Origin of the sequence: Rhizobium sp. RU33A, assembly GCF_900156055.1 — a bacterium.
In the GTDB taxonomy this organism is placed as follows: domain Bacteria; phylum Pseudomonadota; class Alphaproteobacteria; order Rhizobiales; family Rhizobiaceae; genus Allorhizobium.
Map to the genome: position 1 here is coordinate 343582 of NZ_FTMQ01000004.1, position 18789 is coordinate 362370.

Consider the following 18789-nt stretch of genomic DNA (forward strand, 5'->3'; position numbering starts at 1 on the left):
GAGCGAATGCACAGTTCTTTGTTGTGGCAGACGGGCGAAGAGCCCATTTCCGACGCGGCCAATACACCAAGACGCTCCGCTTGTCACCCCTAACGCTGCGAATTTTTACATGGGCGATATGGCGCGAAGCCTTGCGGCGCAGGAACTCTCCTCCTATCACGTCTTCCTCAGCATGGAGGAAATGGTACACATGTCGATGGCTTTGATCGCCCTGCTCTTTGCAGCGGGCTTCCTGTCTGGCGCAGTCAATGCGATCGCCGGCGGCGGGACCTTCCTCACTTTCGGCGCACTGACGCTTGTCGGCCTTCCGCCGATCAGCGCCAACGCCACCTCATCGGTCACTCAGATCCCCGGCTACATCACATCGACGCTCGCCTATGGCAAGGAATTGCGGGCCATGGGACGCGGGGTCTGGGTCCTCGCTGCCGTTTCGGCCGTTGGGGCTCTCGGGGGCGCGCTGTTCCTGATTTCGCTCTCCAATCCCGCCTTCCGAACCATGGTGCCCTGGTTGCTGCTTGTCGCGACCGTCATCTTCGCCGCTGGCCCGAAGTTGAGGCCGAAGACACAAGGGGAGAGCCATCCGGCTAGCCCCCTCGGGCTTGTGCTGCAGGGTGTGACGTCCTTCTACGGCGGCTTCTTCGGCGCCGGCATGGGCATCATGATGCTGGCATCACTGGGGCTGGCGAGCGGCGGCGACTATCACCGTCTCAACGCATTGAAAAACTTCCTGTCGATCGTCATCGCAGCCGTCGCGATCGTGGTGTTCGTCGGTGCGGGCGCACTCTCCTGGCTTCATGCTCTGATCATGATCCCGGCCGTGGCCGCCGGCGGCTATGCAGGCGTGGCGATGGCCAGAAAGGTCCCGCAGGCTGTTTTGCGCTGGATCGTGGTCGCCGCAGGTCTGGGGCTTGCCGCCTATTACTTCCTGACCGGCTGATCGGGCAACAGGTCAGGGCGCCGTTCGCCGGTGAGCTTCACTGCCTGCTCGTGTCGCCATTTTTCAATGGCGGCATGATTTCCCGATGTGAGCACTTCAGGAATCTCCCGCCCCTCGAAGATCTGCGGACGCGTATATTGCGGATGTTCGAGCAGACCACCCTCAAAGCTCTCATGCACGCCGGACAACTGGTTACCCATCACGCCAGGCAGGATGCGCACCACCGCATCGAGGAGCGTGAGCGCCGCGGGCTCGCCACCCGAGAGGATATAATCGCCGATCGAGACTTCTTCGAGCTGCCGCGCATCGATCACCCTCTGATCAACGCCTTCAAAACGACCGCAGACGATCACTACGCCCTCGCCTTGGGCGAGTTCCCGGACGCGCTCCTGCGTCAGCGGCCGACCCCGCGGGCTCATCAGCAAGCGAGGACGTCCATCGTCGGCTATGGAGTCGACGGCACGCGCCAGAACATCGGGACGCAGCACCATGCCGGCACCACCGCCCGACGGCGTATCGTCGACGCTGCGATGTTTGTCCTCGGCGAATTCGCGGATCTGGACGGATTCGATCGCCCAGTCACCGCGCTCCAGCGCCCGGCCCGCCAGGGCCAGCCCGAGATGACCCGGAAACATGTCCGGGTAGAGTGTCAGGATGGAGGCCTTGAAGGGCATGGTACGGTCAGCGGCCATTGTTCGGCCGCGGCTTGCCGCCAGCATTGCCGTAGGGCTTCTCTTCCCCGTCGTCCTTCAGACCCGCTGCAATCGGATCGACAAGCAGGCGTCCGCCTTCGAGATCGATCTCGAGCACAGCGGCTTCGGAAAAAGGGATGAGCACGGGACGCTTGCCGGGGCCCTTCAACTCGAGCAGATCGCCGGCGCCGAAGTCATAGACGGCAGTGACCGCGCCGTAGTGATTGTTCTCGGCGTCATAGACCTCGAGGCCTTCGAGATCGGCATAGTAGAATTCGTCCTCGTCAAGATCGTCATCCGGCAGCGCATCACGGTCGACAAAAAGCTCGGTGCCGTTCAGCGCTTCGGCGGCATTGCGATCGTTGACCCCGCGGAAACGCACGACAGCAACCGTCTTGCCGTCACGGATGTCGAGGATCTCGAACTTTCGCCCGTCAGCCGCATAGAGGACGCCATAGTCACCGAGACCGAGCGGATCCTCGGTGAAGGTCTTGACCCGCACCTCGCCCCGGAGCCCTTGGGCGGAACCGATCACGGCCATCAGTATCGGATTTTCAAGCTTGCTCATGAGTGGGAATGGTCCTGCACACGCCTCGGTTCGACATTCCTTTAATACCAAGTGTCGATGATAGGAACCCATAGGATCGGCTCGACCGCCCTTTCTGGCTAGGAGAGGTCCGAAGAGCGATGCTGGCGCATCGGTCGAGGAGCTCGACGACGCTAGAACGGGCGGGAAGCCGACCAAAGGTGGCTTATTGTGGGCCTCTGGCGTTGTTGCGCCGCTTGGCCGATGCGACAGCATCGCCCCGCGCCGCGCCTAGCCAGAAACCCACAATAAGCCATCCTATCGGTTCCTATCATTGACACTTGGTATTAGGCGGAAGCGACCGGAAAGAAAACGCAAAAACGGGCGGTGGGATGCCCCACCGCCCGCTAAAAACGACTTTATGCCGATTATTCTGCAGCGGCTTCCGAAGCGGCAGCAGCAGCGTCAGCGGCCTTCTGGGCGCGCTCGGCAGTGCGTTCCTGTGCCCGCTTGCCCGGCTTTGCCTTGTTCGGGTTGTTGCGGGTGGCGCGCTCGGCGAGACCGGCTTCAGCCATGAAGCGCAGAACGCGGTCGGTCGGCTGGGCGCCCTTGGCAACCCAGGCCTTGATGGCGTCTGCGTCCAGCTCGACGCGCTTTTCGTTGTCCTTGCCGAGCATCGGGTTCCAGGAACCGACGCGGTCGAGGAAACGGCCATCGCGCGGTGCGCGGGCGTCGGCAACGACGATCTGGTAGTACGGGCGCTTCTTGGAACCACCGCGGGCGAGACGAATCTTGAGGGACATGGTATTACTCCTTGATGTTTTTAGTTCGGGCCGCCGTGGCGAACCTGTTCTTGTTGAGGCCGCCGTCAGGCGGTCTTTTCGGTTGCACCGCCATGTTCGGCGGCAATGGCTTCATGATGCCGGATGACTTCCTTGATGATGAAGTTCAAGAACTTCTCGGCGAAATCCGGATCCAGATGAGCATCCTTCGCTAAGCCGCGAAGGCGTTCGATCTGGTATTCCTCGCGCGCCGGGTCGGCCGGCGGCAAATCGTACTTGGCTTTCAAAACGCCGACGGCCTTGGTGCAGCGGAAGCGCTCCGCCAACATATGGACCAGCGCCGCATCGATATTGTCGATCGACTGGCGATAGCCGGAAAGCTGTTCCTTGACGGACGGATCAATCATCGGCGCCCTCTCACTTCTTCTTCGGCAGGCCTGGAAGGCCCGAGAAACCGCCACCACCGAGGCCGGGAAGCTTCGGACCACCCAGACCCGGCAGGCCACCAGCACCCAGACCGGGCAAGCTGCCAGGCTTCATGCCGGCCGCTTCCGCCTGCTTGGCGAGCGCCTCGAGCTGCTTCGGATCCATCTTCGACAGATCCGGCATGCCCATGCCGCCCATACCACCGCCAAGGCCCATCTTCGAAGCGAGACCGCCCATCATCTGCTTCATCATGCCGCCGCCCTTCTTGCCGCCCATGGCTTTCATCATGTCGGCCATCTGGCGATGCATCTTCAAGAGCTTGTTGATGTCGGAGGCATCGGTGCCGGAGCCGGCCGCGATGCGCTTCTTGCGGGAATGCTTCAAAACGTCAGGATTGGCGCGCTCGGCCTTGGTCATCGAGGAGATGATGGCGAGCTGGCGCTTGAACACCTTGTCATCGAGGCCGGCGGCCGAGATCTTGTCCTTCATGCCGGCCATGCCCGGCATCATGCCCATGATCCCGCCCATGCCGCCCATGGCCTGCATCTGCTTGATCTGCTCGGCGAGGTCGTTGAGGTCGAACTTGCCCTTGGCCATCTTCTCGGCCATGGCGCGGGCTTTGTCCGCGTCGATGTTCTCGGCAGCCTTTTCGACGAGCGAGACGATGTCGCCCATGCCGAGGATCCGGTCGGCGATACGGCGGGGATGGAACTCGTCGAGTTCCGTCATCTTTTCGCCGACACCGATCAGCTTGATCGGCTTGCCGGTGACGGCACGCATCGAAAGGGCCGCACCGCCGCGGCCATCGCCGTCCATGCGGGTCAGAACGAGGCCGGTGATGCCGACACGTTCGTCAAAGTTGCGGGCCAGATTGACGGCGTCCTGACCGGTCAGCGAGTCGGCGACGAGCAGGATCTCATGCGGCTTGGAGCGAGCCTTGATCTCGGCCATCTCCATCATCAGCGGCTCGTCGATATGCGTCCGGCCGGCGGTGTCGAGAATAACAATATCATGGCCGCCGAGCTTCGCGGCCTGAACGGCGCGGCTGGCAATATCGGTCGGCGACTGGCCGGCAATAACAGGCAGTGTGTCGACGCCGGTCTGGACACCGAGCTGGCGAAGCTGTTCCTGGGCGGCCGGACGACGCGTGTCGAGCGAGGCCATCAGGACCTTCTTCTTGTCGCGATCCGTCAGGCGTTTGGCGATCTTGCCGGTGGTGGTGGTTTTACCCGAACCCTGCAGGCCGACCATCATGATGACGACGGGAGCGGCGGCATTGAGGTCGATCGAAACACCTTCGGTGCCGAGCATCTCGACCAGCTCGTCATGGACGATCTTGACGACCATCTGCCCGGGCTTGATCGACTTCAGGACAGCGGCGCCAACAGCCTTTTCACGCACCTTGTCGGTGAACGCGCGGACCACTTCGAGAGCGACGTCGGCCTCCAGAAGGGCACGACGGACCTCGCGCAGAGCAGCCGAGACATCCGCCTCGGACAGTGCGCCACGGCCGGTCAGTCCATTCAGAATGGATCCAAGACGGTCCTGGAGGTTCTCAAACATCGGCTCTTCCTTGCATGGTTTCGGACACCCGAAACCTCGGTCTTCTCCGCGCGGAAAACAAGACGCAAAGCCAAAAAGCACCCGAGGGCGCAACGCGCTGTCGGGTGTTGACCTCCGGGATCTCTTTATACCTTAACGGGTCCCGGTCGGCGGCTCGGAGTGCTCGTCTCTTCGCAGATTGCGGCGGATAAACAGGAAAACGGTCGGGAAGTCAAGCAAAGCCCCGATTTTTCGGGAGATCCACTGCATCCAGCAATCTGCGGCAGCGCTATTGCCGTAGAATTGACAAAACCACATATGGGTAAGCCATGAACAGACGCAGCTTTCTCAAATGGTCGGGCTTCGGCCTCGTTGCCGCTACGATGGGAGGTCTCGGCATGCGCGAGGCGCAGGCGGGCAATCGTTATTATTCCGGTCCCATCTCGGATCACTTCGACGGCAAGGTATTCTTCAACCCGGGCGGCGAAGAGCCGCGTGGCTTCTCCGATCTGCTCCGCTGGCAGTTCGGCGGCGGCAAGATCGAGTGGCCAAGACCGGCCCAGGCTGCCGACGTCGTGACGACGAAGCCGGAACCACGCGTCGAGGGCAGACAGCTCGTCGTCACCATGGTCGGCCACGCGACGCTTCTCATCCAGACGGCCGGCTTGAACATCCTGACCGATCCGGTCTGGTCGGAACGCGCAAGCCCCGTCTCCTTTGCCGGACCGAAGCGTAACAATCCGCCGGGTGTCACCTTCGACGACTTGCCAAAGATCGACATCGTGATTGTCACCCACAATCACTATGACCATCTCGACACGGCGACACTGAGGCGCCTCTTCAGACGGGACAATCCGCGCATCGTCACCCCCCTCGGCAACGACATCATCATGCGCGACGACATGCCGGGCATGTTGGCTGATGTCATGGATTGGGGTGACCGGGTCGAGATCGGCAAGGGCGTGGCCATCCATTGTGAGCCCTGCCATCACTGGTCGGCGCGCGGCATGGGCGACCGGCGCATGGCGCTCTGGGCTGCCTTCGTCATCGAGACCCCGGGCGGCAAGATCTATCACATCGGTGATACCGGCTATGCCGAGGGTAAGCATTATCGCGAGATCCGCGCCAAGCATGGCGACATCAGGCTCGCCATCATGCCGATCGGTGCCTACGAGCCCCGCTGGTTCATGAAGGCGCAGCACCAGAACCCGGAGGAAGCGATCGAAGGCTTCCGCTTAAGCGGTGCGGCCTTCGGCATCGGCCACCATTTCGGCACCTTCCAGCTGACCAATGAAGGCATAGACGATCCGCCGAAGGCACTCGGCGTGGCCATGTCTGCGGCCGGCATCGGCAATGAGCGCTTCAAGGGATTGCGACCCGGCCAGCAGTTCGAGGTGCCTCGCGCCAGCGCCTGAGGCTCACCTTCCGCGTTGACAGACCGGCCGCTTTTGGCCAAACTTAAAGCATTCACCAGGGGTGTCCCGACAAGGGGCTGAGATATTGCTACGCCAAAATGGCAGCGCGGTGACCCGTTGAACCTGATCCAGTTCATACTGGCGTAGGGACGGTGCAAGCGCTGCAAACGACGATTCGTAAACCCGAATCCCGTGGCGTCTTTCCATCATTCCGGCTGACATGACTGGGTCTCCAACCTGAACACTTGGAGCTCCATGATGAACATTGCCCCTAACTTCCCAAAGCCCGACGTCACCACCGGGCCGCTCCCCGCCTCGACGAAGATCTTCTTAGCAGGAGACATCCATCCGGACATTCGCGTACCCCTACGCCAGATCGCGCTGCATCCGACTTCGGGCGAACCACCGGTCAATGTCTACGACTCATCGGGACCCTACACTGATGCGCAAGCCACTATCGCCATCGACCAGGGCCTTGCCCGCCGCCGTCTCGATTGGGTCAGGCAGCGTGGCGATGTGGAGGCCTATACTGGCAGGGACATCAGACCAGAGGACAACGGCTTTGTCTCTGCCGACAAGCTGACCCCGGCGTTTCCCGTGAAACATCAGCCGCTTCGTGCCACGGGCGGCAATGCCGTCACGCAACTCGCCTATGCCCGCGCCGGCGTCATCACGCCGGAAATGGAATATGTGGCGATCCGGGAAAACCTCGGCCGCAAGGCGATGAAAGAAGCGCTCGTTCGCGACGGCGAAAGCTTCGGTGCCGCGATCCCGGATCACGTGACGCCGGAATTCGTCCGCCAGGAGATCGCCCTTGGCCGGGCGATCATTCCCGCCAACATCAATCATCCGGAACTCGAGCCGATGATCATCGGCCGGAATTTCCTGGTGAAGATCAACGCCAATATCGGCAACTCGGCCGTCACCTCCTCCATGGCCAAGGAAGTCGAGAAGATGGTCTGGGCGATCCGCTGGGGGGCCGACACGGTCATGGATCTCTCGACCGGCCGCAACATTCACAACATCCGCGACTGGATCATCCGCAATTCGCCCGTACCAATCGGCACCGTGCCGCTCTACCAGGCGCTGGAAAAGGTCGGCGGCATAGCCGAGGATCTGACCTGGGAGGTCTATCGCGACACGCTGATCGAGCAGGCCGAACAGGGGGTCGACTATTTCACTATCCACGCCGGGGTGCGGCTGCATTACATCCCGCTCACGGTGAATCGGGTGACGGGCATTGTCTCGCGCGGCGGCTCGATCATGGCCAAGTGGTGTCTGCATCATCACAAGGAGAGCTTCCTCTACGAGCATTTCGAGGAGATCTGCGACATCTGCCGCGCTTACGATGTCTCCTTCTCGCTCGGCGATGGCTTGCGGCCCGGATCGATTGCCGATGCCAATGATGCCGCCCAGTTTGCCGAACTGGAGACGCTGGGTGAGCTGACCAAGATCGCCTGGGAGAAGGATTGCCAGGTGATGATCGAAGGCCCCGGCCATGTTCCCATGCACAAGATCAAGGAGAACATGGACAAGCAGCTGAAGACCTGCGGCGAGGCCCCCTTCTATACGCTGGGGCCGCTGACGACGGATATCGCACCCGGTTACGACCACATCACCTCCGGCATCGGGGCGGCGATGATCGGCTGGTTCGGCACGGCGATGCTCTGCTATGTCACGCCGAAGGAGCATCTGGGTCTGCCCGACCGCGACGACGTGAAGACGGGCGTTATCACCTACAAGATCGCGGCCCATGCCGCCGACCTTGCCAAGGGTCATCCGGCAGCGCAGCTGCGCGATGATGCCCTGTCCCGCGCCCGCTTCGAATTCCGCTGGGAAGACCAGTTCAACCTGTCGCTCGATCCGGAAACCGCGCGCGCCTTCCATGACGAAACCCTGCCAAAGGAGGCGCACAAGGTCGCGCATTTCTGCTCGATGTGCGGGCCGAAATTCTGCTCGATGCGCATCTCGCATGACATCCGCGCCGAGGCCCAGAAGGAGGGCCTGACCGCCATGGCGGAGAAATACCGCGCCGGCGGCGATCTCTATATGACGGCAGACGAGATCGCAGCGCTGGATACGGGAGAGCAACCATGACCGTCCTCGTAAAGGGGGCGGGCGTGGCCGGACTTGCCACCGCGCTGGAGCTGGGCCGAAGAGGCTTAGCCGTCGAGGTCGTGGAGCGCCGGGCCGATATCGGGCTTGGCGCCTCCCATTGGGCGGGCGGCATGCTCGCCCCCTATTGCGAGCGGGAGGCGGCGGAAGAAATCGTGCTGACATCAGGCCTTGCCGCTGCCGACTGGTGGGACGAGGCCGTGCCCGGTCTCGTCCAGCGCGGCGGCACGCTGGTGCTGGCCAATCCCCGCGATCTCGCCGACCTCAAGCGCTTTGCGAGCCGCACGCGCGGCCATCGCTGGCTGGGCGAGGAAGAGATCGCAGACCTTGAGCCGGATCTCAAAGGGCGTTTCGGCACCGGCCTCTTCTTTTCGGAGGAGGCCCATCTCGATCCGCGCCAAGCCTTGCGGGGTCTTTATCAGGCAGCGCGGCAGCTCGGTGTCTCCTTCCGCTTCGGGGAGGGGGCGGGTGATGCGGGAGACTATGCGAGCGTCGTGGATTGCCGGGGGCCGCAGGCGATCGGTGAGATCCAAGGCCTGCGCGGCGTGCGCGGCGAGATGCTTTATCTGGAGACGGCAGAGGTCACCCTCTCCCGCCCCGTACGCCTCCTGCATCCCCGCCACCCCCTCTACATCGTGCCGCGCGGCAACGGGCACTTCATGCTGGGCGCGACCATGATCGAGACTGACGATGACGGGCCGATCACGGCGCGTTCGATGATGGAACTGCTCAACACCGCCTATGCGCTGCACCCGGCCTTTGCCGAGGCGCGCATCGTGGAAACCGGCACCGGCATCCGCCCGGCTTTCCCGGACAATGTGCCCCGCCTCATCAAGACGTCTGAAGGACTGGCAGTCGCCGGCATGCACCGCCACGGCTTTCTGCTCGCGCCGGCACTGGCGCGTGAGGCGGCGGAGAGGCTCATCACAATCCACACATCCGAGAGAAGGAGGACCGCATGAAGCTCACTGTCAACGGAGAAGTTCTGGAGCTGGATGCAGGCAACCTCGCCGATCTGCTCGCCAAGCTCAACTTCGAGGGCGACTGGCTGGCAACCGCTGTCAATGGCGAGCTGGTTCACCGAGAGGAGCGATCGTCGCAGGCACTGAACGATGGCGACCGGATCGAGATCCTCTCGCCCATGCAGGGAGGCTGAGATGACCTTCGAACTCTATGGCAAGACCGTCACCTCACACCTCCTGCTCGGAACCGCGCGCTACCCCTCGCCCGCGATACTGGCAGAGGCCGTACGGCGATCGAAAACCGAGATCGTCACCGTCTCGCTGCGCCGGGAAACTGCCGGCGGCAAAACGGGCGGGGCATTCTTCCAGCTGATCCACGATCTCGGCGTTCATGTCTTGCCCAACACCGCCGGCTGCCACAGCGCCCGCGAAGCAGTGCTGACGGCAAAGATGGCGCGCGAGGTCTTTGGCACCAGCTGGATCAAGCTTGAGGTGATCGGCCATCACGACACCCTGCAGCCTGACGTTTTCGAACTGGTGGACGCGGCGAAGATCCTTGTTACCGAGGGCTTCGAGGTTTTCCCCTACACGACAGACGATCTGGTGGTCGGGGAGAAACTTCTTGCCGCCGGATGCCGCGTGCTGATGCCCTGGTGCGCCCCGATCGGCAGCGCCATGGGCCCGCAGAATCTGCCGGCGCTCAAATCCATGCGGTCGGAATTTCCGGACGTACCGCTGATCGTCGATGCCGGCATCGGTCGCCCGTCCCATGCGACTGTTGTGATGGAACTTGGCTATGACGCCGTGCTGCTCAACACCGCTGTTGCCAGTGCGGGTGATCCGGCTGATATGGCCGAGGCCTTTGCCAAGGCGATCAAGGCCGGACACATCGCCTATAAATCAGGCATGCTGGAACCGCGCGACATGGCCGTGCCATCTACCCCCGTGATCGGAAAGGGAGTCTTCGCATGAAGCTCGATCCCTTCTACCTCATCGTTGACAGCGCCGACTGGATCGAGCGGCTTGTACCGCGGGGTGTGAAGCTGGTTCAGCTGCGGATGAAGGACGCCGATGACGGCGCTCTTCGCCAGCACATACGCCGCGCCCGGCAATGCTGCGTCGACCATGGCTGCCAGCTTGTAATCAACGACTTCTGGCAGATCGCCATCGACGAGGGCTGCGACTTCGTCCATCTCGGTCAGGAGGATCTGGCAACGGCAGATCTCGCAGCCATCCGCAGCGCGGGCCTGAAACTCGGCCTCTCGACCCATGACGAGGCGGAGCTGGAAACGGCGCTCGCCGCCAGGCCTGATTATGTCGCCCTCGGCCCGGTGTATCCGACGATCCTGAAAAAGATGCCCTGGGCTCCGCAGGGCCTGCAACGGCTGACGGTGTGGAAAGAAAAGATCGCTCCCCTGCCCCTGGTCGCCATTGGCGGGCTTCGACCCGACCGGCTTCCCGGCGTCTTTGCAGCGAGCGCCGACAGTGCGGCGGTGGTAACAGACATCACCTTGCATACCGATCCCGAGGCACGAACTCGGGAATGGCTTGAAGTGACCGAGCCATGGCGTTGACTATGGTTGCGCGGTTTTGGTCGCTCTACTGGTAATTTGGCTGTATTTCCGCCATATAGGCTGAAAGTGCAGTTGTATGGAGTGACGATGTCGGATCGGGTCGAATTCGCTAGGATGAACGGGCTTGGCAACAAGATCCTGGTCGTCGACATGCGCGGTCGCACCGACCGGGTGACCCCGGCTGCCGCAGTCGCGCTCGCCGCCGACCCCGCGACCGCCTTCGACCAGATCATGGCCATCCATGATCCAAAGGTCGACGGTACCGACGCCTATATCGACATCCTGAACTGCGATGGCTCGAAGGCGCAGGCATGCGGCAATGGCACACGCTGTGTGGTGCAGGCACTTGCCAGCGAAACCGGCCGCAAGAGCTTCACCTTCCAGACCATCGCCGGCATTCTGAACGCCGTCGAGCATGCGGATGGCACGATCTCCGTCGACATGGGCAAGCCGGTCTTTGCCTGGGACAAGATCCCGCTCTCGGAAGAATTCCACGACACCAGCCGCATCGAGCTGCAGATCGGCCCGATCGACGCGCCGATCCTGCATTCGCCCTCGGCCATGTCGATGGGCAATCCCCATGCCGTCTTCTGGGTCGATCGCGATCCGATGAGCTATGATCTGGAACGCTTCGGGCCGCTTCTCGAAAACCATCCGATCTTCCCGGAAAAGGCCAATATCACGCTGGCTCAGGTCACCTCGAAGACATCAATGGTAACCCGCACCTGGGAACGCGGCGCCGGCCTGACGCTCGCCTGCGGCTCTGCCGCCTGCGCCGCCGGCGTGTCCGCTGCGCGCACAGGCCGCACCGAGCGCAAGGTGATGATCACGGTGGCGTCGAGCCCCAATCGCGGCGCGCTGACCATCGACTGGCGCGCCGACGACAAGGTCGTCATGACCGGCCCTGCCGAATGGGAATGGTCGGGCATGATGGATCCGGCGACCGGCAGCTGGCAGCGCGATGCCAGTACCGAGGCAGAGGCCGCCACCCAGTGACCTCCGCGCGACACGGCGCCGTCGAGGTCATCACCTTCGGCTGTCGCCTCAACACTTACGAATCCGAGGTCATGAAGGCGGAAGCGGCCAAGGCCGGGCTGAACAATGCCATCCTTGTAAACACTTGTGCGGTCACCTCCGAGGCCGTGCGCCAGGCCCGCCAGGCAATCCGCCGGGCACGCCGGGAAAACCCGGAAGCTCGCATCATCGTCACGGGTTGCGCGGCCCAGACCGAAGCGAAAAACTTCGCTGATATGCCCGAGGTCGACGCCGTGTTGGGCAACGAAGAGAAGCTCAAGGCCGAGCATTACCGCCGGCTGCCGGATTTCGGTGTCTCGGCGGAAGAGAAGATCGCCGTGAACGACATCATGAGCGTGACCGAGACGGCACCGCAGATGGTGGCGCATATCGACGGCCATGTGCGCGGCTTCCTGCAGGTGCAGAATGGCTGCGATCACCGCTGCACCTTCTGCATCATCCCCTATGGCCGTGGCAATTCGCGCTCCGTGCCGATGGGCGCCGTCGTCGAGCAGGCGCGCAAGCTCGTCGAGAACGGCTATCGCGAGGTGGTGCTGACGGGGGTGGACGCGACAAGCTATGGCGCGGACTTACCCGGCAATCCGACGCTCGGTCTTCTTGCCAAGACACTGCTGAAGCAGGTGCCGGAGATCCTGCGGCTGCGCCTCTCCTCGATCGACAGCATCGAGGCGGACAGCCATCTCTTCGACCTGATCGCCGACGAGCCGCGTTTCATGCCGCATCTGCATCTGTCCCTGCAGCATGGCGACGACATGATCCTGAAGCGCATGAAGCGACGGCATTCGCGCGCCGATGCGGTTGCCTTTGCCGAACAGGTCCGGCGCCTGCGCCCCGGCTTTGCCTTTGGCGCCGACATGATCGCCGGTTTCCCGACGGAAACTGAGGCGATGGCGGCAAACTCGGCGCGCCTCGCCGAGGAGATCGGCATCGCGCACCTGCATGTCTTTCCCTACAGCCCTCGCCCCGGCACACCGGCGGCCCGCATGCCGCAGATGGACCGGGCACTCGTCAAGGCGCGGGCGGCAGAGCTTCGGGCCGTGGCCGACAGATTGCAGGCTGTGCATCTTGCCGCCTGTGTTGGGACCCGGCAGAAGCTGCTGGTCGAGCGCAACGAAATGGCGCATACGGAAGACTTCACCCTCGTTGCAGCGCCCGGCATGAACCCCGGCAGCCTCGTCGAGGTCTCGATTGGCGGCCATAACGGCCGCCATCTGACGATTGCATCGGCAGCGGCTGACGCGGCTGCCTGAGAGACGGAATAGAGTGACCATGGCCCTCGGCTTCATCAAGAAAGTCTTCACCTTCGGCAAGGAGAAGCCCGCAGAAGCGCCCGTTGCGCCAACGGAGCTGACGCCGGAGGAAAAGGCTGCGATTTCGGCCGAAAGTGAGCCGAAGGACCGGTTGGAAGACTTGCCCTTGGCCACGGATCCGGTTCTCGCGGAAGAGATGGAAACGGCTGGTGGGCCGGCGGATGATCTGTCATCCGAAGATCTCTCCATGGTGCCGCTCGAACTGCTCGAGGCGGAAGCCGAGGAAGAAGAAGCTCAGGCCGTGACGGCCGACGAGCCGGAAGCAGAAGGGGAATCTGCGGCCGTCTCGGATTTAGCGTCGGAGCCCGTTGTCCCCGTTCTGCCCAAAGGTTTCGCGACAGCTGAGGCGAGAGCTCTGGAGCCCGAAGCCCCTGCCCCGACGGAAAAACTGAGCTGGTTCCAGCGCCTGAAGGCCGGCCTCTTCCGCACCTCCTCGCAGCTGACGGGTCAGATCACCGCGCTCTTCACCAAGCGCAAGCTGGACGACGAGACGCTGGAGGAGCTGGAAGACCTGCTGATCCAGGCCGACCTTGGGGTCGAAACGGCCCTGCGCGTCACCGACACGCTCGCCTCCGAGCGCTACGGCAAGGATGTGACCGGCGAGGACGTCACCAAGATCATGGCCTCGGAGATCGTCAAGGTGCTGAAGCCGGTCGCCAAACCGCTCGCACTCGATCTCAGCCATAAGCCGCATGTCATTCTCGTCGTTGGTGTCAACGGCACGGGCAAGACGACCACGATCGGCAAGCTTGCGGCAAAGCTCTCCGGTTCTGGACTGAAGGTGATGCTGGCCGCAGGCGATACCTTCCGCGCAGCCGCCATCGAGCAGCTGAAGATCTGGGCCGATCGCACCGGGTCGACCTTTATCGGCACCAAACTCGGCGCCGATGCCGCAGGCCTCGCCTATGAAGCATTCGAGAAAGCCAGGGCTGACAAAGCCGACGTGCTGATCATCGACACCGCCGGCCGCCTGCAGAACAAGGCAGAGCTGATGGCGGAACTCGAAAAGATCGTCCGCGTTCTCGGCAAGCTCGATCCGGATGCGCCGCATACGGTGCTGCAGACGCTCGACGCGACAACAGGCCAGAATGCCCTGCAGCAAGTCGAGATCTTCCGCAACATTGCGGGGGTCAACGGCCTAATCATGACCAAACTCGACGGCACGGCACGCGGCGGCATCCTGGTTGCCATCGCAGCCAAGCACAAACTGCCCGTCTATTTCATCGGCGTCGGCGAAGGCATCGACGACCTCGAACCCTTCGAGGCGGAAGACTTCGCCAGCGCCATCGCCGGCATCGCGCGCTGAGCGCCGGAAACGTTAGGAACTGACACCATGTCGGATACATCGACAGATACCCACGCCTCCAAGGCCGAAAAGCAGAACCCCGTGTTGAAGATGGCGCTCGAACTCGGGCCGCTCCTGATCTTCTTCTTCGGCAACCTGCGCGGCGAATGGCTCGCCAGAACCTTTCCGGAACTGACCGCAATCGGCGGACCGCTCCTGATCGCGACCGCCCTTTTCATGGTCGCAACTGTGATCTCGCTGATCATTTCGAAGATCGTCTTCAAGCACCTGCCGGTGATGCCCTTTGTCTCAGGCGTCGTCGTCATGGTCTTCGGCGGCCTGTCGATCTGGCTGCAGGACGACACCTTCATCAAGATGAAGCCGACCATCGTCAACACGCTCTTCGGCGTTGTTTTGCTCGGCGGCCTCGCCTTCGGCACCTCGCTTCTCGGTTACGTCTTCAACGCTGCCTTCCAACTGGACGCGGAAGGCTGGCGGAAGCTGACGCTCCGCTGGGGCATCTTCTTCCTCTTCCTCGCTGTGTTGAACGAGGTCGTATGGCGGAATTTTTCGGATGATGTCTGGGTCAGCTTCAAGGTCTGGGGCACCATGCCGATCACCATCCTCTTTACGCTCGCCCAGATGCCGCTGATCATGAAGCACTCGCTGGAAGAGAAGGAAGCGGAATGACCGATACGACCAGCCAGGCGGGCGGGAACTCGACGACGCGTTTCTGGCTGGCGGTGACCTTCGTCATCATCCTCGTTCAGGTTGTCTCCCAGTATCTCATGGGACGGCTCTGGATCTGCGAATGCGGCTATGTGAAGCTCTTCGAAGCGGGCGTGAATACGCCCGGCAATTCTCAGCACCTGTTCGACTGGTACACGCCGTCGCACATCATCCATGGTTTCCTCTTCTATGGCCTCGGCTGGCTTGTGATGCGCAAAAAGCCGCTCACCGCAAAGCTCGCGCTCGCAGCCCTGATCGAAGCCGTCTGGGAAATCCTGGAGAACTCGCCAATCGTGATCGACCGCTATCGGACGGCCACCATGGCGGTCGGCTATAGCGGCGATAGCATCCTGAATTCCGGGATGGATATGGTGGCGATGATCGCCGGTTTCTTCTTTGCAGCGCGCGCGCCGATCTGGCTGACGGTAGTGCTCACGATCGCGTTCGAAATCCTGACGGCCATCATCATCCGGGACAACCTGACGCTCAACGTCGTCATGCTTGTTTGGCCGATCGAGGCGGTAAAGACATGGCAGGGAGCTCTCTGATCGAGGAGGCTCAGCTGCCGGCAAGCGCCTTTTCGATCGCCGGCATCAGCTGCGTCTGAAAGCTCTCCGGATCGAAGGGACCGACCTTCTTGTAGAGGATCGTGCCATCGGCTCCCACGAGATAGCTTTCCGGAATGCCATAGACGCCCCAATCGATGGCAGCCTTGCCATTGGGATCAACCCCAATCGCATCGTAGGGATTGCCGAGTTCGCCAAGAAACCGCAGCGCGTTGTCGTTGCGGTCCTTGTAGTTAATGCCAACCACATTGACGCGCGGGTCCCTGGAGAGCTCGAGGAGCATCGGATGCTCCTGCCGGCACGGCACGCACCACGATGCGAAGACGTTGACCAGCGTCAGCTTGCCGGAAATGGCAGCCGTGGTCAGTGGCGGGAGCTCGGAGCCCTCAAGAGCGGCAAGGTCGAGGACCGGTGCCTTGGTCCCAATCAGCGCCGACGGGATCTCGGAGACATCCCGTCCGGACTGCAGTTGTGTCATGAAGACGGCAGCCAGACCGGCAAACAGCACGAGCGGCAAGGCGGCGATCAGATACCGCCCACGCCCCTTGGAACCGGCTGCTTCGGTTTCGGTACGCTCGGTCATGCCGACGTATCCTGTCCAGCAGGGGCCGAACGACGGCGAATGCCCTGTCCTTCCAGTGCTTTGAGTTCCGCTTGTCGGGCCCGACCATCGAGATAGATCCAGACGGCCAAGCTTAGACAGATCGCGGCAGTCAGCACATAAGATCCAATGACGTAGAAGCCGTGAGTCATGACTGGTGTTCCCGGCCAGCCTGACGCGCGGCCATGCGGCGTTGTGCGCCGACGCGGCGGCGCCAGATCTCGTTGCGCATCGCCATCAGATGCAGCGTGAAAAAGAGGAGGGTGAAGGCCAAAGCCATGACGAGGAGCGGCCAGAGAAACTCGGGATGGATGGTCGGACCATCAAGGCGCATCACGCTGGCCGGCTGGTGCAGCGTGTTCCACCAGTCGACCGAGAACTTGATGATCGGGATGTTGACGAAGCCGACCAGGATCAGGACGGCGCTGACGCGCGCAGCCTTGGACGGGTCGTCCATGGAGCGATTGAGCGCAATCAGGCCCAGATACATCAGGAACAGCACGAAGACCGAGGTGAGGCGCGCATCCCAGACCCACCAGGTGCCCCACATGGGCTTGCCCCACAGCGAACCGGTGACGAGAGCAATCAGCGTGAAGGCCGCTCCGAGCGGGGCAGCAGCCTTGTGGCTGACATCCGCCAGCGGATGACGCCAGACCAGCGTCCCGATCGCCGAAAGCGCCATCACGGAGTAACACATCATCGAGAGCCAGGCGGCAGGCACATGCACATACATGATGCGCACGGTATCGCCCTGCTGGTAGTCCGTCTCGGACGTGAAACCAAGGTATAGCCCCACGACAAAGAGGAGCGCGGTGATACCGACGAACCACGGCAGGGCCCGCTCGACAAAAGCGAGAAATCGCGTCGGGTTGGCGAGATCGATAATCTTGGTCAGGGCGAGGCTATTGTCGGTCATACCTTGTTCTAGCCTGTCTCAGCCGGCCCTGCAATTGATCCTAGTCAAGCCGAATTGTCTCAATCGCCTGAACTGCGCAAGGCCGCGGCCGCACCCACGGGTCCGATCACGGCAAAGAGAAGCGTGATGGCCGAAAGGAACATGAAGGGCGGCAGGAAAGGGGCGGGATCCTCCACCGCCGCATAGGACGCACTGACACCGAAGATCAGCACGGGGACGGCAAGCGGCAGCACGAGAATGGACACCAGCAGACCACCGCGGGGCAGGGCGACGGCGACCGCGGCACCGGCCGCACCGATGAAGGTGATCGCCGGCGATCCGACCAGCAGTGTCAGCATCACGGCGCCGATGGCGACCTCATCCATGTTCATGAAAAGGCCGAGAAGGGGAGAGGCGATCACGAGCGGCAGACCGGTCGCAACCCAATGCGCCAGGCATTTGACGAGCACTGTGAGCACGAGCGGTGTTTCCTGCATCAGCAGAATGTCGAGCGACCCGTCGTCGCGTTCGGCCTGGAACAGCCGATCGAGGCCGAGCAGGGCAGAGAGCAGGGCCCCGATCCAAACGATGGCAGGTCCGATCCGCGAGAGGAGGTTGAGATCCGGCCCCACACCGAAGGGGATGACGGCAACGACCGTGGTGAAGAACAGGACACCGATCATCGCGCCGCCGCCGGCACGGACGGAGAGTTTCAGATCCCGGAGAAAAAGCGCCATCATGCGGAATACTCCAGTTCGACGCCATCGAAGCCGAGCATCTCCAGCGTCTGGGCTCCATCCATACCGAGCGGCTGATGGGTTGCGGCAAGGGCGATGCCGCCCGCTTCCCGGTGACGACGCACGAGCTCTTCGAACATCGCGTCCGCCTTGCGGTCGAGTGCGGCCGTCGGCTCGTCGAGGATCCAGACCGGTCGATGCGCGACAAGAAGCCGCGCCATGGCGAAGCGCCGCTGCTGACCGGCAGAAAGATAGCCGTACGGAAGATGCGTGATGCCGGAGAGATCGACGGCCGCAGCCGCAGCCTCCACGCTGAGCCCCACTCCGCCGAGATCGCCGAGGAAGGATTTCCAGAAGGCGAGGTTCTCGGCAACCGTCAGTTCGCGTTTCATGCCGTTTCGATGGCCGAGGTAGTGGCTGAATTCTCCGGCGGACCTTGCCTCTCCGTCCGCGTCGGAGACACAGACCGCCCGGCCTGTCTCCGGACGAAGCAGTCCGGCAATGACGCGCAGAAGCGTCGATTTTCCGGAGCCGTTTCGGCCCGTCAGAACCATCGCTTCTCCTGGAGCCAACTTAAAGGAAACATTAACGAAAATCAGATCCTCGCCGCGGCGCGCTGAGAGATTTTCGGCTTCGAGCCTGATCATGGTCGCCTTCTGG

General features: G+C 62.5%; 22 protein-coding genes and 1 riboswitch. Of the genes, 12 read left to right on the plus strand and 10 right to left on the minus strand.

Annotated features, from left to right (window positions below):
• Positions 1-190: 190 nt before the first annotated feature.
• Entirely contained in the window at positions 191-937 is a 747-nt protein-coding gene (locus BW978_RS16925; RefSeq protein WP_076397123.1) for a sulfite exporter TauE/SafE family protein, read from the plus strand.
• Here BW978_RS16925 and trmD read toward each other — a convergent pair.
• The 5 genes from trmD to ffh form a co-directional block, all read right to left on the minus strand.
• On the minus strand, positions 919-1611 hold the full coding sequence (gene trmD / locus BW978_RS16930; protein ID WP_076397122.1) for a tRNA (guanosine(37)-N1)-methyltransferase TrmD: 693 nt from the start codon (positions 1609-1611) through the stop codon (positions 919-921). The two genes, BW978_RS16925 and trmD, sit on opposite strands and share 19 nt — an antisense overlap.
• Positions 1612-1618: 7 nt before the next feature.
• Positions 1619-2197, minus strand: coding sequence for a ribosome maturation factor RimM (rimM, locus tag BW978_RS16935; protein WP_076397000.1), 579 nt, complete (start codon positions 2195-2197; stop codon positions 1619-1621).
• 386 nt (positions 2198-2583) lie between these two features.
• Entirely contained in the window at positions 2584-2958 is a 375-nt protein-coding gene (rpsP, locus tag BW978_RS16940; protein ID WP_076397001.1) for a 30S ribosomal protein S16, read from the minus strand.
• Between the two features lie 65 nt (positions 2959-3023).
• Positions 3024-3344, minus strand: coding sequence for a chorismate mutase (locus BW978_RS16945; protein WP_076397002.1), 321 nt, complete (start codon positions 3342-3344; stop codon positions 3024-3026).
• 10 nt (positions 3345-3354) lie between these two features.
• Complete coding sequence (gene ffh, locus BW978_RS16950) at positions 3355-4926, minus strand: signal recognition particle protein (protein WP_076397003.1); 1572 nt, start codon at positions 4924-4926, stop codon at positions 3355-3357.
• A 308-nt stretch (positions 4927-5234) separates the two neighbouring features.
• On the opposite strand from ffh, the gene BW978_RS16955 reads away from it, so the two are divergent.
• From BW978_RS16955 to BW978_RS17005, 11 genes are all read left to right on the plus strand, one after another.
• Positions 5235-6320, plus strand: coding sequence for an MBL fold metallo-hydrolase (locus BW978_RS16955; RefSeq protein WP_076397004.1), 1086 nt, complete (start codon positions 5235-5237; stop codon positions 6318-6320).
• A 47-nt stretch (positions 6321-6367) separates the two neighbouring features.
• Positions 6368-6488: riboswitch (TPP riboswitch) on the plus strand.
• A gap of 90 nt (positions 6489-6578) precedes the next feature.
• Positions 6579-8417 carry a phosphomethylpyrimidine synthase ThiC gene (gene thiC, locus BW978_RS16960; protein ID WP_076397124.1) on the plus strand — a complete coding sequence of 613 codons (1839 nt, stop codon included), beginning with the start codon at positions 6579-6581 and terminating at the stop codon, positions 8415-8417.
• Complete coding sequence (gene thiO / locus BW978_RS16965; RefSeq protein WP_076397005.1) at positions 8414-9397, plus strand: glycine oxidase ThiO; 984 nt, start codon at positions 8414-8416, stop codon at positions 9395-9397. The genes thiC and thiO overlap by 4 nt, the downstream gene beginning before the upstream one ends.
• Positions 9394-9591: a sulfur carrier protein ThiS gene (gene thiS, locus BW978_RS16970; protein ID WP_076397006.1), complete on the plus strand. Its 198-nt coding sequence runs from the start codon at positions 9394-9396 to the stop codon at positions 9589-9591. The genes thiO and thiS overlap by 4 nt, the downstream gene beginning before the upstream one ends.
• A 1-nt stretch (position 9592) precedes the next feature.
• Positions 9593-10369, plus strand: coding sequence for a thiazole synthase (locus BW978_RS16975; protein ID WP_076397007.1), 777 nt, complete (start codon positions 9593-9595; stop codon positions 10367-10369).
• A complete protein-coding gene (locus tag BW978_RS16980) occupies positions 10366-10971 on the plus strand; it encodes a thiamine phosphate synthase (RefSeq protein WP_076397008.1) in 606 nt (201 codons plus the stop codon). The genes BW978_RS16975 and BW978_RS16980 overlap by 4 nt, the downstream gene beginning before the upstream one ends.
• Positions 10972-11058: 87 nt before the next feature.
• Positions 11059-11967: a diaminopimelate epimerase gene (gene dapF / locus BW978_RS16985; protein ID WP_076397009.1), complete on the plus strand. Its 909-nt coding sequence runs from the start codon at positions 11059-11061 to the stop codon at positions 11965-11967.
• Positions 11964-13256 carry a tRNA (N(6)-L-threonylcarbamoyladenosine(37)-C(2))-methylthiotransferase MtaB gene (mtaB, locus tag BW978_RS16990; RefSeq protein WP_076397010.1) on the plus strand — a complete coding sequence of 431 codons (1293 nt, stop codon included), beginning with the start codon at positions 11964-11966 and terminating at the stop codon, positions 13254-13256. Before dapF ends, mtaB begins: the two co-directional genes overlap by 4 nt.
• Positions 13257-13275: 19 nt before the next feature.
• Positions 13276-14622, plus strand: a complete 1347-nt coding sequence (gene ftsY / locus BW978_RS16995) for a signal recognition particle-docking protein FtsY (RefSeq protein WP_076397011.1) — start codon at positions 13276-13278, stop codon at positions 14620-14622.
• A gap of 27 nt (positions 14623-14649) precedes the next feature.
• Entirely contained in the window at positions 14650-15291 is a 642-nt protein-coding gene (locus tag BW978_RS17000) for a septation protein A (RefSeq protein ID WP_076397012.1), read from the plus strand.
• A complete protein-coding gene (locus BW978_RS17005; RefSeq protein ID WP_076397013.1) occupies positions 15288-15878 on the plus strand; it encodes a DUF2585 domain-containing protein in 591 nt (196 codons plus the stop codon). The genes BW978_RS17000 and BW978_RS17005 overlap by 4 nt, the downstream gene beginning before the upstream one ends.
• Positions 15879-15888: 10 nt before the next feature.
• Here BW978_RS17005 and BW978_RS17010 read toward each other — a convergent pair whose 3' ends face one another.
• Genes BW978_RS17010 through ccmA form a run of 5 tightly spaced genes read right to left on the minus strand, consistent with a single transcriptional unit; the run spans position 15889 to position 18773 of the window.
• Entirely contained in the window at positions 15889-16479 is a 591-nt protein-coding gene (locus BW978_RS17010; RefSeq protein ID WP_076397014.1) for a DsbE family thiol:disulfide interchange protein, read from the minus strand.
• Positions 16476-16649 carry a heme exporter protein CcmD gene (gene ccmD, locus BW978_RS17015; protein ID WP_076397015.1) on the minus strand — a complete coding sequence of 58 codons (174 nt, stop codon included), beginning with the start codon at positions 16647-16649 and terminating at the stop codon, positions 16476-16478. Before ccmD ends, BW978_RS17010 begins: the two co-directional genes overlap by 4 nt.
• A complete protein-coding gene (locus BW978_RS17020; protein ID WP_076397016.1) occupies positions 16646-17413 on the minus strand; it encodes a heme ABC transporter permease in 768 nt (255 codons plus the stop codon). Before BW978_RS17020 ends, ccmD begins: the two co-directional genes overlap by 4 nt.
• Positions 17414-17472: 59 nt before the next feature.
• On the minus strand, positions 17473-18132 hold the full coding sequence (gene ccmB / locus BW978_RS17025; RefSeq protein WP_054150054.1) for a heme exporter protein CcmB: 660 nt from the start codon (positions 18130-18132) through the stop codon (positions 17473-17475).
• Positions 18129-18773: a heme ABC exporter ATP-binding protein CcmA gene (gene ccmA, locus BW978_RS17030; RefSeq protein ID WP_076397125.1), complete on the minus strand. Its 645-nt coding sequence runs from the start codon at positions 18771-18773 to the stop codon at positions 18129-18131. Before ccmA ends, ccmB begins: the two co-directional genes overlap by 4 nt.
• Positions 18774-18789 lie beyond the last annotated feature (16 nt).